The 12,942-nt window shown below is 66.2% G+C and carries 9 protein-coding genes; 6 read left to right on the forward strand and 3 right to left on the reverse strand.

The window, feature by feature from the left end:
* Nucleotides 1–32: 32 nt before the first annotated feature.
* The 5 genes from EUB48_RS17255 to kynA all read left to right on the forward strand — a co-directional run bounded on the left by EUB48_RS17255 (nucleotide 33) and on the right by kynA (nucleotide 6,923).
* The gene (locus tag EUB48_RS17255) at nucleotides 33–1,508 is read left to right on the forward strand and encodes a nucleobase:cation symporter-2 family protein (RefSeq protein ID WP_142820269.1); all 1,476 of its coding nucleotides are present in this window, start codon (nucleotides 33–35) and stop codon (nucleotides 1,506–1,508) included.
* Nucleotides 1,509–1,742: 234 nt separating this feature from the next.
* Nucleotides 1,743–4,049: an NADP-dependent malic enzyme gene (locus tag EUB48_RS17260; RefSeq protein ID WP_142820270.1), complete on the forward strand. Its 2,307-nt coding sequence runs from the start codon at nucleotides 1,743–1,745 to the stop codon at nucleotides 4,047–4,049.
* 83 nt (nucleotides 4,050–4,132) lie between these two features.
* On the forward strand, nucleotides 4,133–4,753 hold the full coding sequence (gene kynB / locus EUB48_RS17265) for an arylformamidase (protein ID WP_142820271.1): 621 nt from the start codon (nucleotides 4,133–4,135) through the stop codon (nucleotides 4,751–4,753).
* Between the two features lie 35 nt (nucleotides 4,754–4,788).
* The gene (gene kynU / locus EUB48_RS17270; protein ID WP_142820272.1) at nucleotides 4,789–6,087 is read left to right on the forward strand and encodes a kynureninase; all 1,299 of its coding nucleotides are present in this window, start codon (nucleotides 4,789–4,791) and stop codon (nucleotides 6,085–6,087) included.
* Entirely contained in the window at nucleotides 6,087–6,923 is an 837-nt protein-coding gene (kynA, locus tag EUB48_RS17275; RefSeq protein ID WP_210411655.1) for a tryptophan 2,3-dioxygenase, read from the forward strand. The genes kynU and kynA overlap by 1 nt, the downstream gene beginning before the upstream one ends.
* Nucleotides 6,924–6,992: 69 nt before the next feature.
* Here kynA and EUB48_RS17280 read toward each other — a convergent pair whose 3' ends face one another.
* Entirely contained in the window at nucleotides 6,993–8,228 is a 1,236-nt protein-coding gene (locus EUB48_RS17280; protein ID WP_142820274.1) for an FAD-dependent monooxygenase, read from the reverse strand.
* A 62-nt stretch (nucleotides 8,229–8,290) separates the two neighbouring features.
* Nucleotides 8,291–11,161 carry an aconitate hydratase gene (locus EUB48_RS17285; protein ID WP_142820275.1) on the reverse strand — a complete coding sequence of 957 codons (2,871 nt, stop codon included), beginning with the start codon at nucleotides 11,159–11,161 and terminating at the stop codon, nucleotides 8,291–8,293.
* A gap of 234 nt (nucleotides 11,162–11,395) precedes the next feature.
* On the opposite strand from EUB48_RS17285, the gene EUB48_RS17290 reads away from it, so the two are divergent.
* Entirely contained in the window at nucleotides 11,396–12,232 is an 837-nt protein-coding gene (locus tag EUB48_RS17290) for a helix-turn-helix domain-containing protein (RefSeq protein WP_142820276.1), read from the forward strand.
* 123 nt (nucleotides 12,233–12,355) lie between these two features.
* On the opposite strand, the gene EUB48_RS17295 is transcribed toward EUB48_RS17290, so the two are convergent.
* Nucleotides 12,356–12,754 (reverse strand): nuclear transport factor 2 family protein, encoded by a 399-nt coding sequence (locus EUB48_RS17295; protein ID WP_142820277.1) that lies wholly within the window; start codon nucleotides 12,752–12,754, stop codon nucleotides 12,356–12,358.
* Nucleotides 12,755–12,942 lie beyond the last annotated feature (188 nt).

A 12,942-nucleotide genomic window follows, 5' to 3' on the forward strand; every position in this document is an offset into this window, starting at 1 on the left:
GCACACCCCTTCACGGCACGACAGGACGCACCATGACCGAAACCGTTCACCCCGTTGACGAGCATCTGCCTGCGGGCAAACTCACGGCCTTGGGCCTGCAGCACGTGCTGGTGATGTACGCCGGCGCCGTGGCGGTGCCGCTGATCGTGGGCCGCGCGCTCAATCTCAGCCCCGAGCACGTGGCCATGCTGGTCTCCGCCGACCTGTTTTGCTGCGGCATCGCCACGCTGATCCAGTCACTGGGCGCCACGCGCTGGTTCGGCATCAAGCTGCCGGTCATGATGGGCGTCACCTTTGCCGCCGTCTCGCCGATGGTCGCCATCGCCAACGCCAACCCTGGCCCGAGCGGCGCGCAAATCCTGTTCGGCTCCATCATCGGCGCCGGCATCATCTCGATCTTGATCGCGCCCTTTGTCAGCCGCATGCTGCGGTTCTTTCCGCCGGTGGTCACCGGCACCATCATTGCGATCATCGGCATCACGCTGATGCGCGTGGGCATCAACTGGATCTTCGGCAACCCGTTCGGCCCGACCGCGCCCAATGTCGTGGACCCGGCCTACCTGAAGTGGCTGGCCGACGCGACCGCGCCCGGCTCGGCCCTGCCGGCTGTGCCCAAGGGACTGGCCATCATCCCGACCGTCCCCAACCCGAAATACGCCGACCTGACCGGCGTGGGCGTTGCCGCGGTGGTGCTCGCCACGATCCTGCTGATCTGCCGCTTCACCAAGGGCTTTCTGGCCAACATTTCGGTGTTGATCGGCATCGTGGTCGGCGGCGTCCTGGCCACGGCCATTGGCCTGATGACCTTCGACAAGGTCGGCAAGGCGGCCTGGTTCGACATCGTGCTGCCGTTCCAGTTCGGCATGCCCATCTTCGACGTGGTGTCGATTCTCACCATGTCCCTGATCATGATCGTGGTCATGATCGAATCCACCGGCATGTTCCTGGCGCTGAGCGAGATGACGGGGCGCAAGATCGAGCAGCCCGACCTGGCGCGCGGCCTGCGCACCGACGGCCTGGGCACGCTGATCGGCGGCATCTTCAACACCTTCCCCTACACCAGCTTCTCGCAGAACGTGGGCCTGGTCGCCGTCACCGGCGTGCGCAGCCGCTTCGTCTGCGCGGCCGGCGGCGTCATCCTGATTGTGCTGGGCCTGCTGCCCAAGATGGGCGCGCTGGTCGAGTCGCTGCCCACCGTGGTGCTCGGCGGCGCGGGCCTCGTGATGTTCGGCATGGTGGCCGCCACCGGCATCCGCATTCTGGCGGGAGTGGACTTCAAGACCAACCGCTACAACTCGCTGATCGTGGCCATCGCCATCGGCGTCGGCATGGTGCCGCTGATTGCCCCCAATTTCAAGCAATGGATGCCGCATGCCATTCACCCGCTGATCGAATCGGGCATCCTGCTGACTTCCATTGCCGCCGTGCTGCTGAACCTGTACTTCAATGGCGCCAGGCAAGATACCGAGGCCACCGTCGCCGCCGCGCGCCAGGCCGACGCGCACTGATCGGCATTTTGCGTACGCTATTAATTCGATAGTTCTCAGTGCATATTGGATATCAGCTACAGGGTCTTTTTGCATATAACCATGAGATAAAAACACCGGCGCGGCGATGCGGGCAGTGGCGCGCCAGGGGCATCACGGCGACAAATTTTTTCCATTGCGCAAGCCCCCAACCATGAAAGAGGCCCCGCTTTGCGGTAGCCTCTTTTTTCGTCGACACAATAACTGGAGGCACTCATGACCGATTCCATCTCCCCCGCCGAGGCCGCCCTGCGCGACGCTGCCCGCGAATACCACCGCAGTCCGGTGCGCGGCAAGATCTCCATCACGCCGACCAAGCCGCTGTCGAACCAGCGCGACCTGTCCCTGGCCTATTCGCCCGGCGTCGCCTACCCCTGCCTCGACATCGAGGCCGATCCGGCCCTCGCGGCCGAATACACCTCGCGCGCCAACCTGGTGGGCGTGATCACCAACGGCACGGCAGTGCTCGGCCTGGGCGACATCGGCCCGCTGGCGGCGAAACCGGTGATGGAAGGCAAGGGCTGTCTGTTCAAGAAGTTTGCCGGCATCGACGTGTTCGACATCGAACTGGCCGAGCGCGACCCGGACAAGCTGGTTGACATCATCGCGGCGATGGAGCCGACGCTGGGCGGCATCAACCTGGAAGACATCAAGGCGCCGGAGTGCTTCTACATCGAGAAAAAACTGCGCGAGCGCATGAAGATTCCGGTGTTCCACGACGACCAGCACGGCACCGCGATCATCTCGGCGGCGGCCATGCTGAACGGGCTGGAGCTGGTGGGCAAGAAGATCGAGGACGTCAAGATCGCGGTGTCGGGCGCGGGCGCCGCCGCGCTGGCCTGCCTGGACGTGATGGTCGGCCTGGGCGCGCAGGCGAAGAACATCTACGCGTGCGACTCCAAGGGCCTGATCTACCAGGGCCGCGCCGGCGGCTTCGACGATTCGAAGACGCGCTACGCGCAAAAAGACACCGGCGCGCGCACGCTGGCCGACGTGTTCCACAACGCCGACGTGTTCCTCGGCTGCTCGGCGCCGGGCGTGGTGACGCAGGAGATGGTCAAGACCATGGCGCCCCGGCCCATCATTCTGGCGCTGGCCAACCCCGAACCCGAGATCCGGCCCGAACTGGCCAAGGCCGTGCGCCCCGATTGCATCATTGCCACCGGCCGCTCGGACTACCCGAACCAGGTCAACAACGTCCTGTGCTTTCCCTACATCTTCCGCGGCGCCCTCGATTGCGGCGCCACCACGATCAATGAGGCCATGAAGCTGGCCTGCGTGCGCCAGATTGCGGACCTGACCAAGGCCGACATCAGCGAGGAGGTCGCGCACGCCTACGTGGGCCAGGAGCTGGTGTTCGGCCCCGACTACATCATCCCCAAGCCGTTTGATTCGCGCCTGATCCTGCGCATTGCGCCCGCGGTGGCGCAGGCCGCGCAGGACTCCGGCGTGGCCACCCGGCCGATCACCGACATGCGCGCCTACCGCCAGCAGTTGACGCGCCACGTTTACTCCACCGGCATGGTCATGCAGCCGGTGTTCAACGCCGCGCAGGCCGTGCCCGACGAGAAAAAGCGCGTGGCCTATGCCGAAGGCGAAGACGAGCGCGTGCTGCGCGCCGTGCAGCTGGTGCTCGACGAAGGCCTCGCGCGCCCGATCCTGATCGGCCGCCCCGCCGTGATCGAAACCCGCATCGCCAAGGCCGGCCTGCGGCTCAGACTGGGGCAGGACGTAGAGTGCGTGAACCCCGAAGACGATCCGCGCTTTCGCCAGTACTGGGAGACCTACCACCACCTCATGGGCCGGCGTGGCGTGACGCCGGAGGCCGCCAAGGCGGCCGTGCGCCGCTCCACCACCACCATCGGCTCGCTGATGGTCAAACTCGGCGACGCCGATGCCATGCTGTGCGGCCTGCTGGGCCGCTTCGACATCCACCTGGAGCACGTGCGCGACATCATCGGCTTGAGAGAAGGCGCGTCCGGCTTCGCCACGGTGAACGCGCTGATGCTGGACACGCACACCCTGTTCATCGCCGACACCTTCGTCAACGAAGACCCGAGCGCCGAGCAGCTGGCCAGCATCGCGTTGATGGCGGTCGAGGAGATCCGGCGCTTTGGTATTCCGCCCAAGGTGGCGTTCCTGTCGCACTCGAATTACGGCTCCTCGAACCGCGCCTCGGCGCGCAAGATGCGGCTGGCGCAGGAGCTGTTTGCGAAGATGGCGCCCGACGTGGAGTCCGATGGCGAGTTGCATGGCGACGCGGCGCTGTCGGAGGAGGTGCGGCGCACGTCGCTGATGGACACGCGGCTGTCGGGCGAGGCCAACATCCTGATCTGCCCGAACCTGGACGCCGCCAACATCCTGTTCAATGTGCTCAAGATGACGGGCGGCCACGGCGTCACGATCGGGCCTGTGCTGCTGGGCGCGGCCGCGACGGTGCATGTGCTGACACCGTCATCCACCGTGCGGCGCGTGGTGAACATGACGGCACTGGCGGTGGCGACCTCGGCCGCCCATCGGTAGGCGAACCAGGCCCCCCTATTTATCCCGGCTGTTGGAAATAACCGACACCATGGTCTTTTTCGCGGTGATACCTTCACGTCGTCATGAAAAAGATCTGGGATATTTCACCCCCCGTTGACGAGCACGCCGCCGTTTTCCCCGGCGACGCGGCGTACTCGCAGCAACTGCACTTTGCGCTCGGGCCGGGCTGCCCGGTCAACGTCAACACGCTCACTTTCTCGCCCCACACCGGGGCGCACGCCGATGCGCCCATGCACTACGCCAATGGCGCAGCAGCGATCGGCGCCGTGGACCTGCTGCCGTACCTGGGCCCGTGCCGCGTGATCCACTGCATAGCCTGCGGGCCGCTGGTGCTGCCACGGCACATCGAGCACGCCCTGCACGCCTTGCCCGCGCGCATGCTGCTGCGCACGTCGGCGGTGGCCCGCCAGGATTGGGCATCCTTTACGGCGATAGCCCCCGAGACCATTGCGCTGTTGGCTACCAAAAACGTAGCGCTCGTCGGCATCGACACACCCAGCGTGGACCCGGCGACCAGCCAGGACCTGCCCGCGCACCACCAGTTGCTGCGGCACGGGCTGCGCGTGCTGGAGAACCTGGTGCTCGATGCCGTGCCCGAGGGCGACTACGAGCTGATCGCCCTGCCGCTGAAGCTGGTGCGCGCCGACGCCTCGCCGGTGCGCGCGATCCTGCGTGAACTCTGAAAACCACTCCAAGCACTTTTTATTTTGGGAACGACATGACCAGCTTGACAGACTGCCAGCAGCGCGACGCGCAAGACCCCCTGCGCTCTCTGCGCGACCAATTTTCTATTCCGGGCGGCGTGATCTACCTGGACGGCAACTCGCTCGGCGTGCTGCCCAAAACGGCGGCGGCCCGCGTCGCCGAGGTCGTGACGCAGGAATGGGGCAGCGGCCTGATCCGCTCCTGGAACAGCGCCGGCTGGTTCGAGATGCCGCAGCGCCTGGGCGACAAGATCGCGCGGCTGATCGGCGCCGCGCCGGGCGAGGTGGTGGCGACCGACAGCACCTCGATCAACCTGTACAAGGTGCTGAGCGCGGCCCTCCATATTGCCGCGCAGGATGCGCCGCAGCGCAAGCTGATCGTGAGCGAGCGCAGCAACTTCCCGACCGATCTCTACATCGCACAGGCGCTGTGCGCCGAGCGCGGCCTGCGCCTGCAACTGGTCGAGCCGGAGGAAATACCGGCGGCCCTCACGCCCGAGGTCGCGGTGCTGATGCTGACCCACGTCAACTACCGCACGGGCGCGATGCACGACATGGCGGCGGTCACCGCGGCAGCGCATGCGGCCGGCGCCCTCACGGTCTGGGACCTGGCGCACAGTGCGGGCGCCGTGCCGGTGGACCTGAACGCGGCCAGGGCCGACTTCAGCATCGGCTGCGGCTACAAATACCTCAACGGCGGACCGGGCGCGCCAGCCTTCGTCTGGGTCCACCCGCGGCATGCCGACCGCTTCTGGCAGCCGCTGGCGGGGTGGTGGGGCCATGCCGCGCCGTTCGAGTTCACACCCGGGTACCGGCCCGCGCCGGGCATCGCGCGCTACCTGTGCGGCACCCAGCCGATGCTCAGCTTGGCGGCGCTGGAGTGCGGGCTCGACACCGTGCTGGCCGCCGAACCGCTGGGCGGCATGGCGGCCCTGCGCGCCAAGTCGCTGGCCTTGAGCGACTTGTTCATCGAACTGGCGCTGCAGCGCTGCGCCGGCCACGGCCTGGGCCTGGCCACACCGCGCGCGCACGAACAACGCGGCTCGCAGGTCTGCCTGACGCGCACGAATCCGAAGGCGCCCGATGGTGCATCGGGCGCCTACGCCATCGTGCAGGCGCTGATTGCGCGCGGCGTGATCGGGGACTTCCGCGCGGGCGACGGCGACCGGCACCCGGACATCCTGCGCTTTGGCCTGACGCCCTTGTACCTCGGCTTCGAGGACGTCTGGCAGGCGGTCGAGCACCTGCGGCAGGTGCTCGAGAGCGGTGAATGGCGCAGGCCCGAATTCAACCAGAAAATGGCGGTGACGTGATGAGCAACGAACAAATCGTGATCGAAGAAAAGGCCCAGCTGGACTTCAGCCAGTCGATGAGCTATGGCGACTATCTCCACATCGACGAGGTGCTGAATGCGCAGCATCCCCTGTCGCCGGCGCACGACGAGATGCTGTTCATCATCCAGCACCAGACCAGCGAGCTGTGGATGAAGCTGATGCTGCACGAGCTGGGCGCCGCGGTGCGCTGCGTGGCCCGCGACGAGCTGCCGCCGGCGTTCAAGATGCTCGCGCGGGTCAGTCGCATCTTCGATCAGCTGGTGCACGCCTGGGACGTGCTCGCAACCATGACGCCGCCCGAATACAGCGCGATCCGCCCCTACCTCGGCCAGTCGAGCGGGTTCCAGAGCGCGCAGTACCGCTGCATCGAATTCTCGCTCGGCAACAAGAACCCGGCGATGCTGGGTCCGCACCAGCACAACCCGCAGCGGCTGGCGATGGTGCGCGCCGCGTTCGAGGCGCCGTCGCTGTACGACGAAGCGCTGCGCCTGCTCGCGCGCCGCGGGCTGCCGCTGCCCGCGGATCAAACCGAGCGCGACTGGACCCAGCCGCGAGAGCCCAGCGACGCGGTCGAGCAGGCCTGGCTCACCGTGTACCGAGACCCGAACCATTACTGGGACCTGTACCAGCTCGGCGAGAAGCTGACCGACCTGGAAGACGCATTTCGCGTCTGGCGCTTCAAGCATGTGACCACGGTCGAGCGCATCATCGGCTTCAAGCGCGGCACCGGCGGCACCGGCGGCGTGAGTTATCTGCGCAAGATGCTCGAGGTGGTGCTGTTCCCCGAGCTATGGAAGCTGCGCACGGATTTATAAGAAAAGCGGCTGTAGCCCATATCAAATCTTCGCATGCAGCTACTAAATAGATAGCAAATCAATCACAAGCTACGTCCCGCCGTACAGCCACGGCAGATCCAGCAGCCGCTCGCCCAGCAGCTTGAGCGCCGCGTCGCGTCCCCAACTGACCAGCCCGTCGGCATGAAAAATCTGCCCGTTCCGAATCGCGCGGGCCTGCACCTGTGCATTGCGCTGCCAGCGATTGAGTGCGTAACGGGCGAGCATGGTGGGCACATCGAGCGCCGGGTCCAGCGCCTGGCCGAGCGCGCGCCCGAGCTCGGCCGCGTCTTCGATCGCCATGCCCGCACCCTGCGCCAGGTACGGGCGCATCGGATGCGCGGCATCGCCCAGCAGCGCCACGCGCCCCTGCGCCTGCTGCTGCGCGCCCTGCAAGGGTGGCCGGTCGCACAGAACCCACAGGCGCCAGGTGTCGATGGCGTTGACCAGGTCCTGCAACGGCGCACAGGTGCCTGCCAGCGCAGCGCGCAGCGCCTGGGCGTTGGTGGCGTGATCCCAGTTGTCCAGATCCGCGCTGCTGGCCGCATCCAGGCGCCCCTGCACGATGCCGACCACGTTGAGCCATTCGCCCCCGCGCACCGGGTACTGCACCACGTGCAGGCGCGGCCCCAGCCACGCGGTGACGTGCTGGCTGCGCAGCTGCTCGGGCAGGCGCGACTGCGGCAGCAACGCGCGGTAGGCCAGGTGGCCGGTAACGCGCGGCGGCCCATCGGCCAGCAGCCACTGGCGCACCGGGCTCCACAGGCCATCGGCCCCGATCAGCGCGTCGCCTTCGATTTGCGGGCCCCAGGCTGGCGGCTTCTTGCTAATTTCTTCGCCCGACTGCACCCGGCCTTGCACCGTCACGGCATCGCCGGTTTGCGTGAAGCGTGCCAGGCAGTAGTTGAGATTCAGCGTCGCATCCGTGCGCTCCCGCACTTGGGCCAGCAGCAGTTGGTGCAGGTCGGCCCGGTGTACCGTGGCGTAGGGCGCGCCGTAGCGCTGCAGCATCGCGGCGCCGAGCGGCAGCACGCCGAGCGCCTGGCCCGAGACGGCATGGCGCACCTGCAGACGATCGGGAAAGGCGGCGACTTCCGCCAAGGCTCCGGCCAGATCCCAGTCCTGCAGCACGCGCGTCACATTCGGCCCGAGCTGGATGCCCGCGCCGACCTCGCTGAACCGGGCGGCCTGCTCGAACAGCCGCACCTCCCAGCCCGCGCGCGTGCAGGCCAGCGCCGCCGCGAGGCCGCCAATACCACCGCCCGAAATCAATGCCTGCCGAATCATGCAGGCCGATTTTGCCCTGCTTTACAGCCGGCGAACGCAGCGAATGACCGCCCCGCAGGGATTCAGGCCAGCAGCTGCCTCAGCACAAACGGCAGGATGCCGCCGTTGCGGTAGTAGTCCACCTCGATCGGCGTGTCGATGCGCAGCGTCACCGTGACCTCGGTCTTGCTGCCGTCTCCGCGCGTAATCACGAGCCTGGCGTCGCTTTGCGGTTTGAGGTCGGGGTGCGGCGTGATGGCAATCACTTCGTTGCCCGTGAGCTTGAGGGATTGCCACGAGTCCGCCCCCTTGAACTGCAGCGGCAGCACGCCCATGCCCACCAGGTTGCTGCGATGGATGCGCTCGAAGCTCCTGGCCACCACCGCCTTGATGCCGAGCAGCTGCGTGCCCTTGGCGGCCCAGTCGCGGCTCGAGCCATTGCCGTATTCCTCGCCCGCAAACACCACGGTCGGCACACCGGACGCCATGTACTTCATGGCCGCGTCGTAGATGAACATCTTGGCGCCGTCGGGCTGCAGCAGCGTGACGCCGCCCTCCTCGCGCGAGCCGTCGGGGCCGGGCGGCACCATCAGGTTCTTGATGCGCACATTGGCAAAGGTGCCGCGCATCATCACGTCATGGTTGCCGCGACGCGAGCCGTAGCTGTTGAAGTCGGCCTTGGCCACGCCGTTTTTGAGCAGCCACTGGCCGGCCGGCGACTTCTCCGCAATCGCGCCCGCGGGCGAGATATGGTCGGTCGTGATGGAGTCCCCGAACAGCGCCATGATTCTGGCGCCTTTCACCTCGATCGCCCCGACGGCATCTGACCTGGATGCTCCTTCTTCAAGAGCAAACCCGTCGAAGAACGGCGGCTCGGCAATATAAGTGCTGGGCGGCCAGGCATAGGCTTCGCCCGCCACGCCCTCGATCTCCTCCCACAGCGCGCCGGGCTGGCTCGCGATGCGCGCGTAGTTCTCGCGAAATGCCTTGCCGTTCATCGCGAACTTCATGAGCTTGTAGATCTCGTCGCTGGTCGGCCAGATGTCGCCCAGGTACACGTCCTTGCCCCCGGTGCCCTGGCCCACCGGCTCGGTCATCAGGTCGCGCCTCACGGTGCCGGCAATCGCAAACGCCACCACCAGTGGGGGGCTGGCCAGGAAGTTGGCCTTGATGTTCGGGTGGATACGCGCCTCGAAGTTGCGGTTGCCCGAGAGCACGGCCGCGCATACTAGGTTGTTCTGGTTGATCGCGTCGTTCAGCTGCGGCGTCAGGTCGCCCGAGTTGCCGATGCAGGTGGTGCAGCCGTAGCCGACCAGCCCGAAGCCCAGTTGCTCCAGATACGGCATCAGGCCGGTCTGGGTCAGGTACTCGGTGACGATGCGCGAGCCCGGCGCCAGCGAGGTCTTGATGTGCGGCTGCACGCGCAGGCCCGCCTGCACCGCCTTCTTGGCCAGCAGGCCCGCCGCCAGCATCACGCTGGGGTTGGAGGTGTTGGTGCAGCTCGTGATGGCGGCAATCAGCACATCGCCATTGCCCAGCATGATGTCGCGCTCCATCGGCTCGGGCACGCCGGCGTGCGCCTTGCTCGATTCCAGCGTGGGCCGGTTCAGCACCATTTCCGCCACGTCACGCGCGGCCCCCAGTGGCAGCGGCGGCGCCGGTGGGGCGCCATTGGTGCGCGGGACGGCGGTATGCACGGGGTAGCGCGTGTCCAGCCGGTCGGCGCGCTGGTTGAAGCCATTCTCGGCGTTGGGTTTGGAAAACAGCGTGGCGAACTGGCTCTTCATCTTGCCCAGATCGATGCGGTCCTGCGGGCGCCTCGGACCGGCCAGGCTGGGCGTCACATCGCCCAGATCGAGCCGGATCACCTGCGAGTAATCGATCTCGCCCGATTTGGGCACGCCGAACAGCCCCTGCGCCTTGAAGTAGGCCTCGAACGCCTCGATCTCGTCCTTGCTGCGCCCGGTGCCGACAAAGTACTCGAGGGTCTTCTCGTCCACCGGAAAGAAATTGACGGTGGCGCCGCACTCGGGCGACATATTGCCCAGCGTGGCCCGGTCCGGCACGGCCAGCGTGCGCGTGCCCTCGCCAAAGAATTCGACAAACTTGCCCACCACCTTGTGCTGGCGCAACACCTGCGTCACAGTCAGCACCAAGTCGGTCGCTGTCACGCCCTCGCGCAGCCGCCCGGTCAGTTCCATGCCGACCACGTCGGGCGTCAACAGATACACCGGCTGGCCCAGCATGGCGGCCTCCGCCTCGATGCCGCCCACGCCCCAGCCGACCACGCCAATGCCGTTGATCATGGTGGTGTGGCTGTCGGTGCCGACCAGCGTGTCGGGGTAGTAAACATGGTCTTTCGTCTTGTGTACGCCGCGCCCCAGGTATTCCAGATTCACCTGGTGACAGATGCCCACCCCCGGCGGCACGACGCGGAACGTGTCGAACGCCTGCATGCCCCATTTCATGAACTCGTAGCGCTCGCGGTTGCGCTTGAATTCAAGTTCCATGTTCAGCGTCAGCGCATTCTTGATGCCGTAGTAGTCGACCATGACCGAGTGATCCACCACCAGATCGACCGGCACCAGCGGCTCGATGCGCTTGGGGTCCTTGCCCAGCCGCACTGCCGCGCTGCGCATGGCGGCAATGTCGGCCAGCAGCGGCACGCCGGTGAAGTCCTGCAGCATCACGCGCGCCACCACGAACGGGATTTCGTCGGTGCGGTCTTCGGTCGGGCCCCAGTTGGCCACCTGCGCCACATGCTCGGCCGTGACCTTCTTGCCATCGCAATTGCGCAGCACCGACTCCAGCACGATGCGCAGCGACACCGGCAGCCGCGCGATGCCGGGGAATTGCCGGGTCAACGCTGGCAGGGAGTAAAAGCTGCCGGTTTTACCCGACGCCGTCTTGAAAGACTTGACGGTGGATGCAAAAGGATGTGCCGCGGTTTTCATCTGACTCTCCTGTGTTGTTGGCGTTAGCGCACCATTGTGGCCACATCCGGGTGCCGGCGCTTCAGGCCGGCCCGATGTCCTGATGGTGTGGGTGCATCCTATTGTGGTACCCGCGAAAGACATTTTCAAACCGCCGGCATTGGGATGGCAAAGCGGCGCCGACATCAGCCCCGCCTCTGATTCATGACGTGGGAGGTCATGGAACGCCGGCCCGCCCGGCCTTAGGATGCCCCCATGAATGCAAGCACCCACCCCCTGAGCCGTCCGGCGCCGCGCAACCTGCCCGAACCGTTTGGCGAACACCTGCGCCACTGGCGCCAGCATCGACGCCTGAGCCAGCTGGACCTGGCGCAGGAGGCTGCGATTTCCACCCGGCACCTGAGTTTCGTGGAAACCGGCCGGTCCCTGCCGAGTCGCGAGATGGTGCTGCGCCTGTCCGAGCGCCTGGACATCCCGCTGCGCGAGCGCAACACCCTGCTGGTGGCTGCCGGCTACGCACCGATGTACCGCGAGCGGCCGCTGGGCGACCCGGCGCTGGCTGCGGCGCGCCAGGCGGTGGAGCTCCTGCTCAAAAGCCACGAACCTTATCCCGCGCTCGCGATCGACCGGCACTGGAACCTGGTGGCCGCCAACCGCATGGTGCCGCAGCTGATGGCGGGGGCCGATGCGGCGCTGCTGCAAGCGCCCGTGAACGTGCTGCGCCTGAGCCTGCACCCGCTCGGGATTGCCGGCAACATCGTGAATCTGGCGCAGTGGCGCGGCCACCTGTTCGAGCGCCTGCGCCAGCAAATCGCGGCCACCGCCGACCCGGCGCTGGTTGATTTGCTGGAAGAACTCAAGGCCTACCCCGTGCCGGAAAGCGCAAAGGGGCCGCCACTGGAAGGGGAGCACGCGGGCGTCGTCGTGCCTTTCAAGTTCAAGACGCCCGCCGGCATCCTCACCTTCATCAGCACCACCACCATCTTTGGCTCACCGGTCGACGTCACGCTGCAGGAACTGGCGATGGAAACCTTTTTCCCCGCCGATGACTTCACCAGGCAAGCCCTGCAGCATTTAGTGCCACAGGCTTGAGGTGATCCGTTTACTTCATTTTTAATAGCAACCTGTGGCCGTGGAATAAAGGCTACAGGCACTATTCATCATGAATCGGCGCTCACGGCGCAGTGGATTCGTTGCCGTTGTCCGTGGATCCGATCAAGCCGGCGCCGCGATCGCATCCAGAAATCCCGTCACGCCGGCAAGGCGTCCGTCTTCGGAAACAACCGCGACGTCCGTGCCGTGAGCGACGGGCTCGGCACCTTCCCGGCCCAGCGCCCAGGAAAAACGGATGACGTTGTTATGCCCGTCCTGTGGGCCGTGCAACCGGAACCGCAGCCCGGCGAATTGTTGTTGCACCGCGCCGATCATGGCGTTGATTTCATCGTGGCCGGCGCTGTGCGCCATGGGGTCGAGATAGGTGGCCTTTGGCCCAAAGACTTCGGAGATCAGGGCGAGGCGGCGCCCTGCATCCTGCTCGTTCCACGCGGCGATGTAGCGGGCAGCGATGCGCGAGGCATCAGGGCCAGGATGGGGTTGGGAATTCGTGGTTGACATGTTCATGGCTCCTGTACAGATGGACCGGCTTTCCGGAAGAGTTGCTTTGTCGTTGTCGACAGAGAAATTCTCCGCGCGGCACTTTGGCGCGTCGATTACGTGCGAGGTAATCGGAGCCGGCAAACGCAACAGGATCGACGGAGGCGCGAATGTGCCTTGCGCAGCAAAAAGCCCCGAGCTTTCGCTAC

Source organism: Rhodoferax sediminis (genome assembly GCF_006970865.1).
In the GTDB taxonomy this organism is placed as follows: domain Bacteria; phylum Pseudomonadota; class Gammaproteobacteria; order Burkholderiales; family Burkholderiaceae_C; genus Rhodoferax_A; species Rhodoferax_A sediminis.

What these genes read in the sequence shown, in the direction of transcription:
- EUB48_RS17255 (WP_142820269.1), top strand. Translation starts at nt 33, where the DNA reads ATGACCGAAACCGTTCACCCCGTTGACGAGCATCTGCCTGCGGGCAAA.
- EUB48_RS17260 (WP_142820270.1), top strand. Translation starts at nt 1,743, where the DNA reads ATGACCGATTCCATCTCCCCCGCCGAGGCCGCCCTGCGCGACGCTGCC.
- kynB (WP_142820271.1), top strand. Translation starts at nt 4,133, where the DNA reads ATGAAAAAGATCTGGGATATTTCACCCCCCGTTGACGAGCACGCCGCC.
- kynU (WP_142820272.1), top strand. Translation starts at nt 4,789, where the DNA reads ATGACCAGCTTGACAGACTGCCAGCAGCGCGACGCGCAAGACCCCCTG.
- kynA (WP_210411655.1), top strand. Translation starts at nt 6,087, where the DNA reads ATGAGCAACGAACAAATCGTGATCGAAGAAAAGGCCCAGCTGGACTTC.
- EUB48_RS17280 (WP_142820274.1), bottom strand. Translation starts at nt 8,228, where the DNA reads ATGATTCGGCAGGCATTGATTTCGGGCGGTGGTATTGGCGGCCTCGCG.
- EUB48_RS17285 (WP_142820275.1), bottom strand. Translation starts at nt 11,161, where the DNA reads ATGAAAACCGCGGCACATCCTTTTGCATCCACCGTCAAGTCTTTCAAG.
- EUB48_RS17290 (WP_142820276.1), top strand. Translation starts at nt 11,396, where the DNA reads ATGAATGCAAGCACCCACCCCCTGAGCCGTCCGGCGCCGCGCAACCTG.
- EUB48_RS17295 (WP_142820277.1), bottom strand. Translation starts at nt 12,754, where the DNA reads ATGTCAACCACGAATTCCCAACCCCATCCTGGCCCTGATGCCTCGCGC.